The following is a 19,728-nucleotide window of genomic DNA, read 5'->3' as shown; positions in this document are numbered from 1 at the left end:
AAATGCACGTACAATTGCACTTAAAATTTAATTAAATGAAACTTAATTTAAACTTCTATATTCAATCGGAGTATAACCAGTATTTTTTTTGAACATTCTATTAAAGTGTTGAGGATACTTGAATCCAAGTTCAAATGCGATTTGGCTAATGGATTTCTCAGTATCAAAAATTCTTTCTTTGGCTAAGTTGATTAATTTTAACTGAATATGGTCCTGAGCTGACTTACCAGTTTCTTTTTTAATTAAATCTCCAAAATAATTGGAGGAAAGGTTCAAAAGATCTGCAAAATAACCAACTGAGGGCAGACCGAAATTTTGTGTGTTTTCCGATTGAAAATATTCATTTAACAGATTCTCAAATTTTGATAAAATGTCGGTATTTATATTTTCACGGGTTATAAACTGCCTGTCATAAAATCTGACGCAATAATTAAGCAGCAGCTCAATATTGTTAGTAATGATGCTTTTGCTGTGCTTGTCAATTGACTGATTAAGTTCATATTCTAGCTTATTGATTAAATCCCTTATAATCTGCTGTTCCTTTAATGATAAATGCAGTGCCTCATGTGAGTCATAGGAAAAGAAAGAGTATTGGCTCATTTGTTTGCCTAACGTTGTACCTTTTATAAGGTCAGGATGAAATAACAATGCTAATCCGGTGGGCTGATAATCTTCTTCGTTTTTCACTTCAATTACCTGTCCAGGGGCAACAAATACCATTGTCCCATCATCGTAATCATAATTGTTTCGTCCGTATTTAAGTTCACCGCATTTACCCGCCTTTAGAAAAATAGCATAAAAGCCAAAATGCATACGACTGTTATTTGGTAGTGCTTTTGTTTTTGAATTATCAAATACACTAATTAAAGGATGCTGGGTATCAACACCTTTTAGCTTATTGTACTGAGCTATTTTTTCAACTTTTATAATTTGTTCCATGATGTATCATATAATTGTCGTACAAATATACTACTCAGATTGCTAATTAGTTAGCCCATTTGTTCAAATCAGTAAAAATGGTAATAATAACAGTAATATGTATAATCTCCCGATCACATTATTGAAGGAACTTTGTATTATCAAAAAAGTTAACAAGATTATTAGGTTAGAATTAAAATAAAATATAAAATGAAAACAAGATATTAGGTACACAAGGTTTGGAAGTTTCTGCTTTGGGAATGGGATGCATGAACTTAAGTTTTGGAACAGGAAAGGCAGCTGATATAAACGATGGAATTAAAGTAATCCGTTCTGCATATGAAAGAGGGATTACATTTTTTGATACTGCAGAGGCATACGGACCCTATACTAACGAAGAATTGGTTGGCGAGTCATTGAAACCTTTTCGCAAGGATGTAATTATTGCTACAAAGTTCGGAATGATTTCAGATACAGGAATTAACAGCAAACCGGAGCATATCCGTAAAGTTGTAGAGGCATCCTTAAAAAGATTACAGACTGATTATATTGATCTGCTGTACCAGCACCGTGTAGATCCAAATGTACCTATTGAAGATGTTGCAGGATCAATTAAGGATTTGATTCAGGAAGGGAAAGTAAAATATTTTGGTCTTTCAGAGGCTGGCGCAGAAACTATTCAGCGTGCTCATATTATACAGCCTGTTTCAGCGGTTCAGAATCAATATTCAATCTGGACAAGAGAACCCGAAGCGAAAGTTTTACCGCTGTGTGAGCAATTGGGAATTGGGTTTGTTCCATGGGCGCCAATTGGGACTGGTTTTTTAACCGGGAAAATTACACCTGATACCAAATTTGACAGTGATACCGACCTGCGCGCTGCTTTTCCTCGCTTTACGCCAGAAGCAATTAGAGCCAATATGCCAGTTGTAGAACTGCTTACAAAAATTGCCAATAGAAAAAATGCCACACCAGTACAAATAGCACTTGCTTGGTTATTAGCACAAAAAACTTTTATAGTGCCAATTCCGGGTATGGATAAAATTGAATTTTTAGATGATAATATTAAGTCTGTCGAGGTTCAGCTTTCTACACAGGATTTGCAGGATATTGAAGAAGGACTTGCAAAAATCACTTTTCAGGGAGCAAGACTTAACGAGGGTTTGCTTGGTTTATCTGAAGAATAATTCATCTTTTTAATTAACTACTAAAATGACAAAATGAAGAGTATAATATTAAATAATGGAAGCGAAATGCCTCTGCTTGGATTTGGTGTTTACCAGATTCCAGATGCAGACGAATGTGAAAAAAGTGTGCTAAATGCTATTGAAGCAGGATATCGACTTATTGATACAGCAGCTGCTTACGGCAATGAAGAAGCGGTAGGGAACGCAATTAAGAAAAGTGGTGTAGCAAGGGAAGATTTGTTTATTACCACAAAAGTATGGGTCTCAGATGCCGGTTATGAAAAAACAAAAAAAGCATTCGAAACTTCGCTTCAAAAACTGCAGTTAGAGTATCTGGATTTATACCTGATTCATCAGCCTTATGGGGACGTGTACGGATCGTGGCGCGCTATGGAAGAATTATATGCTGAAGGAAAAATAAAGGCAATCGGGGTAAGTAATTTTCAGCCTGATCGCCTGATCGATTTAATTCTCCATAATAAAGTCGTTCCTGCAGTAAACCAGATTGAGACACACCCATTCAACCAGCAGATAGAAACTCAAAATTTGTTAAAAGCAAACAATGTTCAGATAGAAAGCTGGGGGCCATTTGCCGAGGGTAAAAATGATATGTTCACCAATAAACTATTGGTTTCAATAGCTGAAAAATATAACAAAAGTGTGGCTCAGGTTATTTTGCGCTGGCTGGTGCAAGGGGGAGTTGTAGCCATTCCCAAATCAGTTAAAAAAGAAAGAATTATTGAAAACATCAACATTTTCGATTTTGAACTAGGTTTAGAAGATATGGATATGATTTCCATTTTAGATACTAAAAAAAGTGTCTTCTTTGATCATCGCGACCCTGACATTGTAAAATGGATAGGAAGCCGATAGAAGGCTTCTTTCTGATTTAAATTAAACAAATGAAACGAGTATTAAAATTATTGCTTCTGAGTCTGATTTTTATTTCAACAGAAGCTCACACACAATCAAAATCCAAACAAACTATGGAAAGCGATAAAGAAAATGCTGAAAAATCACAAATAATTGATATAACCCGGCAATTGACAGAATTGATGATTGACAGGAACATTACAGGACTAAATAAGATTTTAGATGCAGGATTTACGCTCACGCATATTACCGGATATGTCCAGTCAAAAGAGGAGTGGTTCTCAGAAATTGAAAGTGAAAGGATGAAATATTATTCCTATACAGAAGTCAAAACTTCAGTGAATATTGAAGGAGACAAGGCTGTTTTTGTGGGACAGAATCTTTTGGATGCGAGAATTTGGGGTACCCGAAATAAGTGGCGTCTGCAGCAGACCATGCATCTTGAAAAACGAAATGGAAGTTGGATTATAGTTAAATCTGTGGCAAGCACATTTTAAATAAAAATAATATAAGAATTGAAATTATGGAAAAGAGAATATTAGGAAATCAAGGATTAGAAGTATCAGCATTGGGAATGGGATGTATGGGACTAAGCTATGGTTATGGTCCTGCAACAGATAAACAAGCTGCTGTAAAATTGATTAGAGAAGCTTACGAACAAGGAATCACTTTTTTTGATACAGCTGAAGCTTATGGTATTGCCAATGAAGAACTGGTTGGAGAGGCTTTAAGTCCTTTTAGAAAGGAAGTGGTTATTGCAACCAAATTTGGTTTTAAAGACGGAAATGCATCTAACGGGCAAGACAGCCGTCCGGAGCGCATCAGAGCAGTTGCCGAGGAATCTTTGAGACGTTTAAAGACAGATGTTATTGATTTATTTTACCAGCACAGGGTTGATCCAAATGTGCCAATGGAAGATGTGGCCGGAACGGTTAAAGATCTTATTGCAGAAGGGAAAGTAAAATATTTTGGACTATCGGAAGCCGGTGTTTCCTCCATTCGTAAGGCACATGCAGTTCAGCCTGTAACAGCTTTGCAAAGTGAATATTCGATTTGGTGGAGAGAACCGGAATTGGAAATTTTACCAGCTCTTGAAGAATTAGGAATTGGTTTTGTGCCGTTCAGTCCGCTGGGGAAAGGATTTTTGACAGGTGCTATCAATGAAAACACAAAATTTGGCCCATCTGATTTTAGAAATATTGTTCCTCGTTTTTCTGAAGACAACCGAAAAGCCAATCAAAGGCTGGTTGATTTGTTAGGGAAAATTGCTTTAGACAAAGAAGCAACTCCTGCCCAAATAGCATTGGGATGGTTATTGGCTCAAAAGCCATGGATTGTTCCTATACCCGGAACAACAAAATCACACCGCCTGACGGAGAATATCGGAGGAGCGTCGATTCATTTATCAGCTTCGGATATTCAAAAAATTGATGAAGCTTTTGCTGAGACTACGATACACGGGGAACGATATCCTGCACACTTGCAAAAAAGGGTAGGTAACTAAATTGATTATGAAAAAGATAAAAAATATAGCAGGTTTAGTAATCACCGTCTGCCTTTTTTGGTCTTGTTCACAAGCACAGAACGCGCCAGATGAAGCGCTGGAGCCTGCTGCAGATAAAAAAATCCTGATTGTTTATCTATCACGGACAAATAATACCAAAGCTATAGCTGAGATGATTCAAAAGTACGTTGACGGTGATCTTGCAGCGGTTGAGCTGCAAACGCCTTATCCCGAAAATTACACGCAGACTGTAGATCAGGTAGCAAAAGAAAATGCTGCAGGCTATTTACCGCCATTGAAAACAAAAATTGCCGACATAGAAAAGTACGACGTTATATTTTTTGGCTTCCCAACCTGGGGCATGCAGCTGCCTCCTCCAATGAAAAGTTTTTTGAGCCAATATCAATTAAAGGGAAAAACTATTATACCATTTAATACCAATGCCGGATATGGAGTTGGAAGTGGTTTTCGGGATGTGAAGAAATTATCTCCAGATAGCAACATATTAGAAGGCTTTACAATCGAAGGCGGAAAAGAAAAAGACGGTGTTTTATTTGTCATGGAAGGTAACAAACAAAAAAAGGCACAAGAACAGGTTGAAAGCTGGCTACGGAAAATTTCGATGCTGTAATAATTAGGAGTACTAATAATTGGCTATTGAATGACTTTTTAGATAAAACATTTTATAGCACATATAAAACAAAAAAGATGAAAAATAATAAAGATATAATCGTATTGACAGGCGCGGGCCAGCTTGGACTGGCTATCGCCAGAAGGTTAGGTTACGGAAATAAAATATTTGTCGCCGACTGGAAGCTGGAAAATGCTGAATCCATCTCGAAAATACTAACGGAAGCTGGTTTTGATGCTGTTCCATTTAAAGTTGATATTTCGTCGAGAGCATCAGTTCTTGCATTAATTGCAGCCGCTCAAAAGGAAGGCGAAATTTCCATGTTTATTAACGCCGCAGGTGTATCGCCAAGCCAAGCATCTATTGAGCAGATTTTGAGTGTGGATCTTTATGGAACGTCACTTTTGCTAGAAGAGTTTGGCAAAGTGATTAAGCCAGGCGGAACAGGTGTCGTTATTTCCAGCCAGTCCGGCTATAGAATGCCTGCTTTGAGTGCAGAGCAGGACAGGTTACTGGCAATGACACCAGTTGAAGAGTTACTGCAGCTGGAAATGCTTCAACCTGCAAATATAAAAGATACACTCCACGCATACCAAATGGCAAAACGGGCCAACGGCAAAAGGGTGATGGCAGAAGCTGTAAAATGGGGAGAAAGAGGCGCACGTGTCAACTCAATTTCTCCAGGTATCATCATTACACCTCTTGCTCTTGATGAGATTAACGGACCTCGCGGAGATTTCTATAAAAATATGTTTGCCAAGAGTCCTGCCGGCCGTCCGGGTATCGCAGATGAAGTAGCCAATGTAGCAGAATTATTACTGTCCAAATCCGGGGCTTTTATAACAGGAGCAGATTTCTTAATAGATGGTGGTGCAACCGCTTCATACTTCTACGGTCCACTTCAGCCAGAAAAAAATTAAAACTTCTATTATGTCAACACCTGCCAAATTTCATTATGGTTACGTCATCGTTTTTTGCTGTTGTCTTATTATGGGCATAAACATCGGTTTTGTGATGAGCTGCGCCGGTATTTTCTACAAACCAGTCAGCTCAGCTCTTGGTATTTCAGTGGGGGATTTTGGTTTATATATGACCTTCATTAATGCATTTTCATTCCTGATGCTTTCCATAGCGGGAAAAATGATGGACAACTACAGCGCACGGTGGCTGCTTACAATCAGTTCTGGTATTACAGGGTTACTATATCTCGGCATGTCGCAATTTAGTGCTGCATGGCACTTTTACGTTGCCGGTGCCATTACCGGGATATGCCTTGCCTTCCTTTTATACCTGAGTTATCCCATTCTTATAAACCGTTGGTTTAAAACCAGGGTTGGTTTTTTCATTGGACTCTGCAGTGCCGCTTCCGGCATCGGAGGTGTTTTATTTAATCCGCTTGCCGGTCACCTTATTGCAGAATACGGCTGGAGGAACACCTATCTGATTTTCGGAATCATTGTCCTTGCTATTGTAACACCATTGCTTGGGCTGTTGCTGCGAAATTATCCTGAAGACAAAGGATTGCTGCCATTCGGTAATGATAAAGCAACTGTTGAGCAGGCAAAAACAGGAACAGATTATTCTAGAGCCATCAAAAGCCCCGAGTTTTATGTATTGGTTGTTTTTACTTTCCTTATGATCTCCGTTTCTACACTCAATTTATTTCTGCCTACCTATGTAAATAATTCAGGTTATACCGTAGAGCAATCAGCATTTGTGGCTTCTGCGATTATGTTAGGGGTAACTGTCGGCAAAGTGGCATTAGGATGGATAAATGATAAAAGTCCTTTGGCAGGGGTATTGACATCGGTGGGCTTCGGTATTATCGGTTTTATATTTCTTTTATTAGGTGAGACCGGAATGGCGCTGATGATCATCGGCGGGTTCCTATTTGGTTGGGCATATGCAGGTGTGACATTGGAAACTGCTTTGCTTGTAAGGACAGTTTTTGGAACCAAAGACTATTCGCAGATATTCTCAAATATTGCTATTGCCCTGGCATTAGGAGGAGCAGTTATGTCAGGCGCCTGGGGTTATATAACCGACCTGATTAATTTCAAATATATTCTTACAACAGGAATAATATTGTTAGCAGTTTCAGGAATTTTAGGATTTTTTGCCCTGCGAAAAAGCAACCAATTTCAATCAATATAAAAGATTATTATGAAAAGGATCTTGTCGTTAACAATTATTCTTATCAGCCTGTGTACAGGCTGCATGAATGCACAAAATAATAACATAATAACATAATAAAAAAAGAAAACATGAAAAAGGTATTAGTAATCGGCGCAAGCGGAAGCCTTGCAAAATATGTGATAGACACTTTGCAGCATGTGCCAAATATTCATCTCACATTGTTGGCGAGAAACAAAAGCAGGATCGAAAATGATACCATCAATTGCACTGTGGTTCAGGCCGATGTCATGGATTATGACAAACTTAAAAATGCGATTGATGGCCAGGATATTGTCTATGTCAACCTTGCAGGAAATTTGGAAGCAATGTCGAAAAATATCGTAAAAGCAATGCAGGAAGCCGGAGTTAAAAGAATAATTGCTATCAGTTCCATTGGAATTTATCAAACGACTTTGAAACCGGTTTTAGTTCCGTATAGAAAATTAGCCGATGTGATAGAAAGTTCAGGATTGGATTATACCATTTTAAGACCGGAATGGTTCACGAATGCTAACGAAGTAGACTATGCAATCACCCAAAAAGGTACACCAGAGAAAGGTACGGCAATTTCACGAAAAAGTATTGCTGCGTTTGTAGCAACTCTTGTACAAAATCCAGATTCACATATAAATGAAAACTTGGGAATAAGTAAACCCAATTAAGTAAAGCTAAAATTACAAATAAATAAAAATGATAGTATGAAAAGAGTATGGAGTTTGACAATCGTATTAGTTATGGCATTACTAAATGCTGTAACGGCCCAAAATAAAACAATACCATCAAAAGGTTTTGCCGTTTTGGCTGCTGATGGAAAATTTAAACCTTTTGAATTCAACCGTCACGCACTTGGCGACAACGAAATTTTGATAGAAACATTATACGCAAGTATCTGCCACAGTGACATTCATCACGTACACGGAGATTGGGGAAAAGAAGAATTCCCGATGGTTCCCGGTCATGAAATTGCAGGGCGCGTGAGTAAAGTTGGAAAAAATGTGACCAAATTTAAAGTCGGCGATTATGCGGGTGTAGGCTGTATGGTCAATTCCTGCGGGAAATGTGATTTCTGTAAAGCGGGATTGGAACAGTACTGCAAAGATGTTGTGCTTACGTATCACGACAAAGATCAGTTTCATGATAATGAAGTTACACAAGGCGGCTATTCAAATAATATAGTACTTACCGAAAATTTTGCCATTAAACTGCCTGCCAATACAGATATGAAAAAAGTAGCACCGCTGTTGTGCGCCGGTATTACAACCTATTCGCCAATTCATTATGCACAGGTAAAAAAAGGAGATAAAGTTGGTGTTGCAGGCTTTGGAGGTTTAGGTCACATGGCAGTACAGTACGCTGTTAAGATAGGGGCAGAAGTAACCGTTTTTGATATTACCGAAGAGAAACGCGCGGATGCCAAGCGATTGGGAGCGGTAAAATATGTTAATGTAAATAATCCTGAGGATTTAAAAGGTTTGGACAATTCTCTGAATTTTATTATCAGCACGATTCCGGCGAGCTATGATCCGAATATCTATTTAAAAATGCTGAAAATCGATGGGCAGATGGCTTTTGTAGGGTTGCCTCCCTACGCTAAAATGCCAATAATTCCAATTGATAAACTGATCTGGCAGGGTAATAGAAAAGTATTCGGCTCACAAATTGGAGGTATTAAAGAAACTCAGGAAATGCTGGATTATTCAATTGCGAATAACATTTATCCTGAAGTAGAAATTATTCCGGCTACCTCTAAGGCCATTGAAGTTGCCTATCAGAATGTTCTGGACGGTAAAGTGAAATTTCGCTATGTGATTGATATGAAAACACTAAAGTAAGCGGATGAAGAATTCAAATCAAATATTGAATATCGAAAAAAGCGTAAAATCTGTGGTGCTATTGATGCTGTCCTTATTTACAGCAATAACGGCACTAAATGCGCAGACAAATAATAATAAAACTCAAAAAATGACATCATTTACAGATAAAGGAGTCCAGGCTCCGGCAACCAATTTTATAGGTACAGTGTGGGTTAACATGAATGTAAAACCGGAGGAAGGTTACAATACCAATATCGGAACCGTAACTTTTGAACCTAAAGCCAGAACAAATTGGCACAAACATTCCAGCGGACAGGTATTATTCGTGATTGAAGGAATCGGATACTATCAGGAAAAAGGCAAGCCTATCCAGTTGATTCAGAAAGGAGATGTAGTTAAAATTCGTAAAAACGCATTGCATTGGCACGGCGCATCCCATGGCACTATGATGAGACACATTGCCCTTGTTCCTGAATATGACAAGGATAAAACTGAGTGGCTTCAGTCCGTAAATGACGAGGAATATAATAGCTATACTACTGAAAAATCAGTACAGACACCGGTAAAAATTACTGCGACAGCGCACAAAAACCACGAAGAATTGTGGCCCGATTACCAGTCAAAGGCACAAGAGACCGATCCTGAGTTAATAGAAGTATTTGATAATTTTGCCTTTGATGAAGTGATAAATCACGATGCAATGGAAACTAAAACCCGTGTGCTGATTATTATGGCTTCTACCATCGGCAGCCAGGCATTAACAGAATATAAAATGTTTGTTAATGCCGCTTTAAATACAGGTATTTCGCCTGTCGAAATTAAAGAGGTACTTTATCAGGCAGTGCCTTATATTGGAATTTCAAAAGTGATTGATTTTTTAAATGCCACCAATGAAATATTCACTGAAAGAAATATTTTGCTTCCTCTGGAAGGTCAATCTACCACTACACCTGAGACGAGAATGGAAAAAGGATTGGCTAAACAAAAAGAAATTGTGGGCGAGAGAGTAGATGAAATGTACAAAAACGCCCCAAAAGATCTTTTGCACATTCAAAAATATTTATCAGCCAATTGCTTCGGCGATTATATTACCAGAAATGGACTTGATGTAAAGAAAAGAGAAATGGTGACATTATCATTTTTAATTGCAATGGGTGGAACAGAAAGTCAGATCAAAGGACATATTGCAGGAAATGCAAAAGTTGGAAATGACAGACAGGTACTGATTAATTTAATGACACAGCTAATTCCTTACGTAGGTTATCCCAGAACATTAAACGCAATTACCTGTCTGAACGAAGTACTCCCTGCTAAATAAAAATAACAAAATATATAAATAACAACATGGAAACAAAACAAACAAAAGCATACGGAACAACATCAGCAGCAGAACCCCTAAAAGAAATGGTAATTAACCGCAGGAAAGTTCAGGCTCATGATGTAGAATTTGAAATTTTATATTGTGGCATCTGCCACTCTGATCTTCATCAGATTAAAGATGATTTTGGAGGAACGATGTTTCCTATCGTTCCTGGTCATGAGATGGTGGGAAGAGTTACAGCTGTAGGTGATCATGTAACCAATTTTAAAGTGGGTGAACTGGCAGCAGTTGGCTGTATTGTGGACAGCTGCGACAATTGTGAATATTGCAATGACGGTATTGAACAATTCTGTGACGAGGGAACTACTTACTCTTTTAACAGTCCTGATAAATATCTTGGAGGAGCAACGTTAGGAGGGTTTTCAAAAACTTATGTATGTCATGAAAGGTATGTACTTCATATGCCTGAGTTCAAAGATTTGGCAGCTTCTGCACCACTGCTTTGCGCTGGAATTACAGTTTATTCACCATTAAAACACTGGCAGGCAGGACCAGGCAAGAAAGTGGGTATTCTTGGAATAGGCGGACTTGGGCATTTGGCTATTAAAATAGCGAAAGCGATGGGCGCGCATGTCACGGTTTTCACCACTTCACCTTCCAAAGTAGAGGACGCCATACGACTTGGAGCTGATGAGGCTGTGTTGTCTTCAGATAATGAAAAAATGCAGGAGTATTCAAGAAAACTACATTTTATATTGGATACAGTTTCAGCAAAACATGATGTCAATACTTATCTGAATCTGCTTCGTCATGACGGAAGTGTAGTCCTTGTTGGACTTCCGCCAGAGGCCTTGGAGATAGGAGCATTTAATGTTGTTATGGGTAGAAGAAGTTTTTCAGGTTCTAATATTGGTGGAATTGCCGAAACTCAGGAAATGCTGGATTTTTGCTTTAAGCACAACATTACCGCTGAGAGTGAAATAATCAATATTCAGGATGTTAATACCGCATTTGAACGTTTGGAAAGAGGGGATGTAAAGTACAGATTTGTGATTGACATGAATTCATTAATATCTTAGATGTAATTATAAATTTAATAATCCCAAACAGCAGTAATATGTTCTTTGGGATTACTTGCTATTTTACTTATTGTTGAATAATTTTTTTTGGATTTTAATCAACAGTTGTAGAATAAAAGTGTTTAATTTTCAAAGAGTTGATTGGTTTTTGTAAATTAGATGATGGAACTAATTAAAATGTTATAAATCCTAAAACAGGCGAATTATGATACAATTAACCGTAAACGGCAAAACTGAAAAACTTGACGTAAGCCCCGAAATGCCGCTGCTTTGGGCAATACGAGATACAATAGGACTCACAGGGACAAAATTTGGCTGTGGTGTAGCACAATGCGGGGCATGCGTGGTACATCTTGATGGCGAAGCAGTGCGCTCATGTGTTACAAAAATGAGCCGTGCCGAAGGTAAAAATGTCGTGACAATTGAAGGACTTTCAGAGAATAATGACCATCCAGCACAAAAAGCGTGGCAGGAAATTGACGTTCCACAATGTGGCTATTGTCATTCCGGACAAATAATGTCGGCTGCTGTTCTTCTGCGTGAAAATCCAAATCCTTCCGATCAGGATATAGACAATGCAATGGCAGGAAATATATGCAGATGTGGTACGTACCCACGAATTCGCAAAGCGATACATCTCGCTTCAGAAATGCAAGAGAAAAGCAAAACATGATTTATAAACGGAAAACAAAACTAATGTCAACAAAAACTAAATTTTTAATGATAGCCGTAATATTGGTTTCTACTATTGCACTGGCATTTACCGTTTCGATACACCATCGGATAACGGAAAAGGAATATATTGGCATTACACCCATAAAAAAAGACAGTGCAGCATCTGTAGCGGCTTTTAAGCAAGTATACAAAGTACTTATGAGTCCGCGTTGTCTTAATTGTCATCCAAAAGGCGATATCCCGCTTCAGGGAGATAATAATGTGGTTCACAGTATGCAACCAAAACGCGGAAAAGACGGAAAAGGAATATATGCTATGAAGTGTGCAAATTGTCATCAAGCCGAAAACAGTCCAGGACTGCATACACCTCCCGGAAATCCCGAATGGCATTTACCGCCTGCTGATATGAAAATGGTATTTGAAGGAAAAACTGCTCATGAATTGGCCAAACAATTGGTTAACCCGGAACTGAATGGACATAAGGATTTGCAAAAACTTATTGCTCATGCTGATGATGGTTTGGTAAAAGCAGGGTGGAATCCCGGAAAAGGAAGAACCGTTCCGCCTTTAACCCATGCACAATTTAAAAAAGCCTGGATTACCTGGCTGCAAACGGGCGCTTATGCTCCTGCAAAATGATATTGCTTTAATTTAATGACGATCTGATGACTAAAAACAACAACATAGATACTACAAGACGAAATTTTTTAAAGCTAACCGGTTTAGGTGGTGCGGCACTTTGTCTTGGCTTTTATTTTCCTGCAGAGGGTGCACCAATTCTAGTACGACCTTCAGAATTAAGTGAATCTGAAATAGAACTGTGTCCTTGGATTATTATTAATCCGTCAGGAAAAATAACTATTGTGAATCACAGGGCAGAGATGGGACAGGGTTCGTATCATTCGGTACCGCAAATTGTAGCTGAAGAACTGGAAGTTGATATGAATGATATCAATGTGATTTTTGCAATTGGAAACGAAAAAAAATATGGAGGACAGGTAACCGGAGGAAGTTCTACCATTCGCTCTTCCTATAAAAATCTGCTAAAATTAAGCGCTGCTTCACGTGAATTGCTCATTGCGGCTGCAGCTGCAAAATGGAATGTTCCGGTTGTAGATTGTTATGCAGCATCCGGCCATGTAATTCATAAACCATCCGGAAAAAAAGCACACTATGGAGAACTTGCTTTAGCTGCTTCAAAACTCCCAGTTCCAAAAGAACCAAAGCTTAAAAAAATATCAGAATATAAACTAATCAGAAAGCCACTAAAAAGAATTGATACACCGTTTAAAACTAATGGTGCCTTAATTTTTGGACTTGATAAAAGAATTCCGGGAATGTTGTTTGCTTCAGTAGAACGTGATCCCCGTTATTTTGGAAAAGTAAAAAGTTTTGACGCGACAGCAGCCTTAAAAGTTCCGGGTGTTAAAAAAGTTTTTAAAGTTGAAATGGCGTATTATGAATATATACGAGAAGGTGTTGCTGTAGTGGCAGATTCAACCTGGGCAGCTCTTGAGGGAAGAAAAGCATTAAAGGTAGAATGGGACAGCAGTGGTTTTAAACACTGGAGTACTCCGGAAATCTTTAAAGCCCAAGATGATTTACTGCACAGTCAGGAAGGTATGATACTCAAAACGCAAGGTATTCCTAATGAAATTCTTGCCCAATCGACAAAAAAACTAGATGTGGTTTATCAAACTCCGTATCAATCGCATGTTGCTATGGAGCCTATTAACTGTATTGCACATTTTAAAGGTGATTCGATTGAAATTTGGGGCCCGATTCAGGCTCCGGGATGGATTCAGGATGATATCAGTAAACAATTTAAAATTGACAAAGAGAAAGTAATTGTGAATATGACTTTCCTTGGAGGTGGTTTTGGAAGAAAAGCGATGATCGATTATCCAAGTGAGGCCGTTGGTGTTTCAAAAATAATAGGTGGTCCGGTTCAGGTAGTCTGGACGCGTGAGGACGATGCTACTTTAGGACCGTTTCGCCCCGGAATATCTTATCGATGCGAAGGAATGATTACCAATGGAAAGATTGAAGCATTGAAATTCAGAATGGCCGGCCAGAACAATGATCACTGGCGTGGCGGTGCAAAAGATAAGCCCAACAGAAGTACCAGCGAAGGATTTTTGAACCCCTATTACGCGAGTATTAAACACCTTAGTATTGCAGATGTTCTTTTTGAAACCACAATTCCAACCAGTTTTTGGCGTTCGGTTTACGCATCAACAAACGGATTTGCCTATGAAAGTTTTATCGATGAAATGGCGCACGAAGCGGGAAAAGATCCTTTGGATTTCCGTCGCGAGCATTTGCAGGAAGAGCGGTGTCAAAAGGTAATCGATAAGATGGAAGAAGTATCAGGCTGGAAAAACCGTGCAAAAAATGAAGGATATGGTGTTGCGATAACAGAATGCTTTAATTCAACAGTAGGCCATATCGTCAAAGTTTCAAAAAATCCTCAGGGAGGTGTCAAAATTGATAAAGTTTGGGCTGTAATGGATTGTGGCTGGTATGTCAATCCCGACATTATTCATGCACAGGTAGAAGGCTCTATTGTGATGGGATTGGGAGCGGCCACTACGCATCAGATTACATTTAAAGATAATGTAGTGGAACAGCATAATTTTTATGATTATCCATTGCCCAGAATTAATGAAATCCCAATGATAGAGGTCTATATCATAGACAATGAAGCAGATGCGGGTGGAGTTGGTGAGCCTGGGCTTCCGCCATTAGCACCGGCACTTACCAATGCCATTTTTGATCTTACAGGAAAACGAATTAGAAAACTGCCTTTTAGTCTTGCAACAGTTTAACGAATTACCGTATAAATTTGTTGAAAGTATAATTATTTCAAAAAAGGATTAAAATATGATGCACGAATTACTGAAATTAAAAGAAGCATACCTTTCAGCACAGACAATGGGACTAAAAAGCATTATGGCAACAGTTGTCGCTATCGAAGGTTCCTCGTACAGAAGACCGGGTGTTCGTATGCTGATATTTGATAACAATACGATGGTTGGTGCGGTAAGTGGAGGATGTGTCGAAAATGAAATCCTCAAACAATCTCGGTCTGTATTTTTCGACAATAAAGCGAAGATCATGATTTATGATGGAAGATATAGACTTGGGTGTGAAGGTATCCTATATATTCTTATAGAGCCGTTTTCTCCTGATATAGCTCTTTGGAATGCTTTAGAAAATGTTGTACAGGAAAGAAAACCTTTAGAAATAGAATCCTTTTACACAAAAACAGAAGGGAGTCAGCCTGGTTTAGGTTCTGAATTTCATTTTGAAGAGAAGAATTTCACTTTTTCTACTGTTCAATTAGACAAATCCTTATTAAATTTTACACAAATATTAAAACCACGCTTTCATTTAATTATAGTTGGATCAGAACATGATGCTGTCCAACTATGTCAATTTGCTTCTTTAACAGGATGGGAAATTGCAATAGTAGCATCATTAAAAGATCCGAAAAAGGAAAGTGATTTCCCAGGGTCAGCTCGCGTTGTTCATTTATTGCCTGAAGAAATAGGTGGTCTTTCTATTGATAATGAAACAGCTGTTGTTTTAATGACCCACAGTTATGCAACCGATTTAAAGTTTCTGATAGCATTAAAGAATTCAAAGCCGGCTTATCTTGGTCTTCTTGGTCCAATTAAGAGGCGGAATCAAATATTAAACGACTTTTTTGAGTATACGGATTCTTATAATGAAGGTCTGCTTGATGTAGCTTATGGACCTTCAGGCATTAGTATTGGAGCAGAGACCCCTCAGGAAATCGCAATTAGTATTATTGCGGAGATACTTGCTGTAGTAAGAAAAGAGGAACCCATATCGCTAAAATATAAAAAAAGTACTATTCATTCCTAAATTATAATTGAATTGTAATGAATCAAATCGCTACAGTAGTTTTAGCCGCAGGAATTGCTAAAAGAATGGGGGAATCAAAGCAGCTTTTGCCTTGGGGAGATTCGACTTTATTGGAGACTGTTATTAAAAATGCTTTGACAACCGATGCAGATATTTCGTTTGTAGTTCTTGGTGCATATAAAAACGAAATTGAGGAAAAAATAGATTTTTCAAATAGTATTGTTGTTATTAATGAAAATTGGGAGCAGGGATTGGGCAGTTCTATTGCCTTAATAACTGCTGAAATAGATAAAAAGTACCCCAACATAAATGCTATGTTGTTTGTGCTGGCAGATCAGCCTTTTATTAGCATTTTACATTTAAATGAAATGATGAAACTTCATCATAAACAGAATGAATCAATTATTTTAACCAAAAAACAGGATTACAGAGGAGTCCCAGTTTTATTTCCAAGAAAATACTTCTCAGAGCTGATGTTATTACCCAATGATGAAGGAGCCAAAGAAATTATCTATAACAATAAGAGTCAAGTCATGGAAGTTGTAACTCAGGATAACACAGCAGATATTGATACTTACAAAATGTATGAAGCATTACGCAAAATTTTCAAAAGTGAAAAATGATTAATTTGTTGAGAATCATAGATTATTATGTCTTTTCTATATTTCCATTTGTGACAGAATATCTAAATTCCATTGTCTTCTTTTTTTCTTCTCTGCACTATCTTATTTTGATATCATTTCCATACTAATTTTGTGCACTCTTGTTATCTAGATTAATTGGTTTCTAGTAATGTTTCGAACTTAAGTTTTTAAACTTTTGTTTTACAGAGTTTTAAGATGAATGTTGTAAATCAATGCACCGATTTTGCACCCAGATTCAAATATATCTTTTTTCAATACTTTATCTGTCTAAAAATATGTAATACATATTTGAAAATGAGTTTTTTAAGTATTGATTTTTTTTAAGGTTTTTCCTTTTCTAAATAAATTGTACTAAGATTTTACTGCAAAATTTGGATGGTTTATTATCCTTAAAAACGCTTTTGCTTTTTGGTGAAATTCTAGGCATCCCCAAATAAAACTTGTTCTATAAATGTTTTATTTAACTAGTAAGGTATTGTAATTTATTAATTCCTAAAGTTAAATCTTTGCATAAAAATTATTGTTTAGAAAATTACAAGTGCCGCAATAAATTACTCCTTCAGGCGAGACATTTTTTTTCTGTTTAATTTTAGTTGGAGTGTAAGTTTTTTTTTCTAATATATTATCTTCTACAGTTTCATCACTTTCTGAACCTTTTAGAAATTTCTTTACTGTATTTTCTTCTAGAAATCTTAAAAAAGATAATATTTCAGCACCTTCGTCTAGGATGACGTTCATCCCTTCGTCGGTTAACATTTTATGTGCCTCCTCAGGAGTTATTTTCCATGTATCCCTTTGGTTGTTCATCATGTGTTAGTTTTGTAACTCAAAGATAATCATTTGTTTATGGAGATGAATAATGGTTTGTTTTAATACGTAGAGGGACCGTTACTGAACAATTTACAAACCATTTTATAAACGATTTAAAGAAATTAGTTTATTTTTAAGTCAATTTGAAAGATAATTACTTTGTTTTTCCGGTTGTGAGCGGTTTGTATATGTTGTAAGGGGTAAACGTTAAAAAATGTTAAAACATATGTATATTTAAATTTATTAAGATGAAATAGCTTTTATAAAATTCTTGAAAATCAAGTTTAGTAATGACTAAATAAAACGGGTTAGTTTTTAGTAAAATTAAATAATCATTTGGAGATTTATTCAAATCAAAATTTGTTGAGGATATTAGAGTTTTTTAAATGATCTTAATCTAATTAGAAGTTAATTATGTTAGATATTTAATCTGCTAATTTTACAAATAACAATATTTAATTCATTAAATATTGTTTGACTTATGTTAAAAATTGATTTATTTCTCTTTGCTACATTTTATATTTTATGTTGTTCTGCCGAAGCTTACTTTTATCATCCTAAGTTTATTTTTGGGTTATTCACAAATTCAGACTTGTTAAGGTAATCTGAATGATTATTGAAACTTGCCTGATGATACATGAATTCAAAAGTACTTTTTAAAATAGTATCAGATTGCTTGATTTTGAGCAGTTCTTTATAATGGAATATGGTTCTTTTGAGACCTTCTTCGGAATCAGATGCAATAAATCTTTTAGCTTGATTCAATATGCTGATGTTTGTATTTGCTAAGAATAAACCATCTAGAAAATTAGGGGATTTATCAGATAAAACTAAAAGTTTATTTTTAGTCAGTGGAAAAATTAGTTCATTAAAGACGTTATCTAATCGAATATCATCATTGTTTATTAAAAATGGATTGTCTCCGGTAATAAAATTATTTGCAGGAACATCTATGGTAAAGATTTTCCATTTTTCCATCAGTTTTAAAAGTTCTTCCTTATTGCCATCGGATAATGGAATCATATGTTTGAGCATTTTTTGAATTTCAGGATCGTTTAAGACATGCTCTTTAATTTCTGGTATTTCTTGGTCAGAAGCAAATCGGTTATTATCCTTTTTTTTAAAGCCAAAATATTTATTACTAAGCCCTTCTTTTTTTATAAGGTCTAAAAAAATACTGTTTGTATCGGGTGAACGCCAAAATAGCTGGCTAATAAAGTGAAGAACTTCAAGTTGTTCTGTGGTGTTAAAATGATAATTTGTGATATCTGGATTCTGAATTTTGGAAAATAAACGAGATACTCTTGAATCAATAGGAGAAAACATTGGTTCTTCCAAAGTAAAATGGATTTTACCATCAACTTTATAATTGTTCAGGTCCTTTTCGTAAAACTTACTTTCAGGATTTTGTTTAGGAATTATAATGTCTCTTATTTTATCATAGACGTTGATCAATTTGTCTTGGTCCGCAAAACCTTTTAAATAGAATACAGGAAGATAATGATGTCGTTTTGAATATTTATCAAATGTAATTTTTAGCTTTTTATTCATATCTTTTCTTTCTTTCACTTATAGATTTTTGCAATAAATTATTTATTTCGCATACGTCCATTTGCATCTGGTACAGCGCGTTTGCCCGGCGCAATTGAGACCATGCGTCCGTCGGGTCCTTGAACAGCCCGATGTCCTTTTCTAATTGCAGCCATTCTGCCATCCGAGCCTTGAAGCCCGCGGGCACCAGCAGGAATTTCAACCATTCGCCCGTCGCTGCCTTGAAGTCCGCGTGAACCTGGTCGTATTGAAACCATCCTTCCATCGGCTCCTTGCAGACCACGGCCGCCAGGAGGGATTGGAACCATTCTTCCGTCAGCTCCCTGCAGACCTCGATATCCTGTTGGAATGATAATAGCTCTTCCATCGCTTCCAGTTAATTTTCTATCCATGTCTTTATCATATTATGTTTATACTAATTGGGTTTACTGAAGTTCTTTACAAGTTAGTATTTATATTAGTATTTTGTTGCTGCTTTTTCATGAACAATTTAAACATTTTACTATGTCTATAAAATGGCATGTTTCCAATTTTATATTCCTTTGTCTGTATTTGAACGCAGATCTTTCAAAAATATGGATTTAGCTGTATAAATCACAGCGTATAAGTACCTGTTTATAATTGGGTTTTACTTAAAATCAGGGATATTATTAGA

At 36.9% G+C, this 19,728-nt stretch carries 20 protein-coding genes; 16 read left to right on the top strand and 4 right to left on the bottom strand.

All coding sequences use genetic code 11. The features are described from left to right. Positions 1-42: 42 nt before the first annotated feature. Entirely contained in the window at positions 43-939 is an 897-nt protein-coding gene (locus tag I5M07_RS02475) for a helix-turn-helix domain-containing protein (RefSeq protein ID WP_200104607.1), read from the bottom strand. Between the two features lie 239 nt (positions 940-1,178). Here I5M07_RS02475 and I5M07_RS02470 point away from each other — a divergent pair, with 239 nt between their 5' ends. The 16 genes from I5M07_RS02470 to I5M07_RS02395 all read left to right on the top strand — a co-directional run bounded on the left by I5M07_RS02470 (position 1,179) and on the right by I5M07_RS02395 (position 16,691). Further along, positions 1,179-2,105: an aldo/keto reductase gene (locus I5M07_RS02470; RefSeq protein WP_200105139.1), complete on the top strand. Its 927-nt coding sequence runs from the start codon at positions 1,179-1,181 to the stop codon at positions 2,103-2,105. A gap of 33 nt (positions 2,106-2,138) precedes the next feature. Next, positions 2,139-2,978 (top strand): aldo/keto reductase, encoded by an 840-nt coding sequence (locus I5M07_RS02465; RefSeq protein WP_200104606.1) that lies wholly within the window; start codon positions 2,139-2,141, stop codon positions 2,976-2,978. 29 nt (positions 2,979-3,007) lie between these two features. Beyond that, on the top strand, positions 3,008-3,475 hold the full coding sequence (locus tag I5M07_RS02460) for a nuclear transport factor 2 family protein (RefSeq protein WP_233621911.1): 468 nt from the start codon (positions 3,008-3,010) through the stop codon (positions 3,473-3,475). Between the two features lie 26 nt (positions 3,476-3,501). Next, entirely contained in the window at positions 3,502-4,482 is a 981-nt protein-coding gene (locus tag I5M07_RS02455) for an aldo/keto reductase (RefSeq protein ID WP_200104605.1), read from the top strand. A gap of 7 nt (positions 4,483-4,489) precedes the next feature. After that, positions 4,490-5,113 (top strand): flavodoxin, encoded by a 624-nt coding sequence (locus I5M07_RS02450; RefSeq protein WP_200104604.1) that lies wholly within the window; start codon positions 4,490-4,492, stop codon positions 5,111-5,113. Between the two features lie 26 nt (positions 5,114-5,139). Further along, positions 5,140-6,033: an SDR family oxidoreductase gene (locus tag I5M07_RS02445; protein ID WP_200104603.1), complete on the top strand. Its 894-nt coding sequence runs from the start codon at positions 5,140-5,142 to the stop codon at positions 6,031-6,033. Positions 6,034-6,043: 10 nt separating this feature from the next. After that, complete coding sequence (locus I5M07_RS02440) at positions 6,044-7,267, top strand: MFS transporter (RefSeq protein WP_200104602.1); 1,224 nt, start codon at positions 6,044-6,046, stop codon at positions 7,265-7,267. A 110-nt stretch (positions 7,268-7,377) separates the two neighbouring features. Beyond that, entirely contained in the window at positions 7,378-7,950 is a 573-nt protein-coding gene (locus I5M07_RS02435) for an NAD(P)H-binding protein (protein ID WP_233621910.1), read from the top strand. Positions 7,951-7,986: 36 nt separating this feature from the next. After that, positions 7,987-9,120 (top strand): NAD(P)-dependent alcohol dehydrogenase, encoded by a 1,134-nt coding sequence (locus tag I5M07_RS02430; protein WP_200104600.1) that lies wholly within the window; start codon positions 7,987-7,989, stop codon positions 9,118-9,120. Positions 9,121-9,307: 187 nt separating this feature from the next. Beyond that, positions 9,308-10,420 (top strand): cupin domain-containing carboxymuconolactone decarboxylase family protein, encoded by a 1,113-nt coding sequence (locus I5M07_RS02425; RefSeq protein WP_317191305.1) that lies wholly within the window; start codon positions 9,308-9,310, stop codon positions 10,418-10,420. A 26-nt stretch (positions 10,421-10,446) separates the two neighbouring features. After that, positions 10,447-11,502 (top strand): NAD(P)-dependent alcohol dehydrogenase, encoded by a 1,056-nt coding sequence (locus I5M07_RS02420; protein WP_200104598.1) that lies wholly within the window; start codon positions 10,447-10,449, stop codon positions 11,500-11,502. A gap of 205 nt (positions 11,503-11,707) precedes the next feature. Beyond that, positions 11,708-12,175 (top strand): (2Fe-2S)-binding protein, encoded by a 468-nt coding sequence (locus I5M07_RS02415; RefSeq protein ID WP_200104597.1) that lies wholly within the window; start codon positions 11,708-11,710, stop codon positions 12,173-12,175. Between the two features lie 47 nt (positions 12,176-12,222). Then, on the top strand, positions 12,223-12,816 hold the full coding sequence (locus tag I5M07_RS02410; protein WP_200104596.1) for a hypothetical protein: 594 nt from the start codon (positions 12,223-12,225) through the stop codon (positions 12,814-12,816). Between the two features lie 26 nt (positions 12,817-12,842). Beyond that, a complete protein-coding gene (locus I5M07_RS02405; protein ID WP_200104595.1) occupies positions 12,843-15,005 on the top strand; it encodes a xanthine dehydrogenase family protein molybdopterin-binding subunit in 2,163 nt (720 codons plus the stop codon). Between the two features lie 55 nt (positions 15,006-15,060). Then, positions 15,061-16,068, top strand: coding sequence for an XdhC family protein (locus I5M07_RS02400; protein WP_200104594.1), 1,008 nt, complete (start codon positions 15,061-15,063; stop codon positions 16,066-16,068). 17 nt (positions 16,069-16,085) lie between these two features. After that, positions 16,086-16,691: a nucleotidyltransferase family protein gene (locus tag I5M07_RS02395; RefSeq protein ID WP_200104593.1), complete on the top strand. Its 606-nt coding sequence runs from the start codon at positions 16,086-16,088 to the stop codon at positions 16,689-16,691. Between the two features lie 519 nt (positions 16,692-17,210). Here the strand turns inward: I5M07_RS02395 and I5M07_RS02390 are convergent. The 3 genes from I5M07_RS02390 to I5M07_RS02380 all read right to left on the bottom strand — a co-directional run bounded on the left by I5M07_RS02390 (position 17,211) and on the right by I5M07_RS02380 (position 19,440). Next, positions 17,211-17,522, bottom strand: coding sequence for a hypothetical protein (locus I5M07_RS02390; protein WP_200104592.1), 312 nt, complete (start codon positions 17,520-17,522; stop codon positions 17,211-17,213). 552 nt (positions 17,523-18,074) lie between these two features. Then, positions 18,075-19,091, bottom strand: coding sequence for a DUF4238 domain-containing protein (locus I5M07_RS02385; protein WP_200104591.1), 1,017 nt, complete (start codon positions 19,089-19,091; stop codon positions 18,075-18,077). Next, complete coding sequence (locus I5M07_RS02380) at positions 19,066-19,440, bottom strand: hypothetical protein (RefSeq protein WP_200104590.1); 375 nt, start codon at positions 19,438-19,440, stop codon at positions 19,066-19,068. The genes I5M07_RS02385 and I5M07_RS02380 overlap by 26 nt, the downstream gene beginning before the upstream one ends. Positions 19,441-19,728: the final 288 nt, after the last annotated feature.

The sequence above is a fragment of the Flavobacterium agrisoli genome (assembly GCF_016522065.1).
GTDB lineage: Bacteria > Bacteroidota > Bacteroidia > Flavobacteriales > Flavobacteriaceae > Flavobacterium > Flavobacterium agrisoli.
Note: the sequence above shows the minus strand (reverse complement) of the source record. Positions and strands in the feature narration are given on the sequence as shown.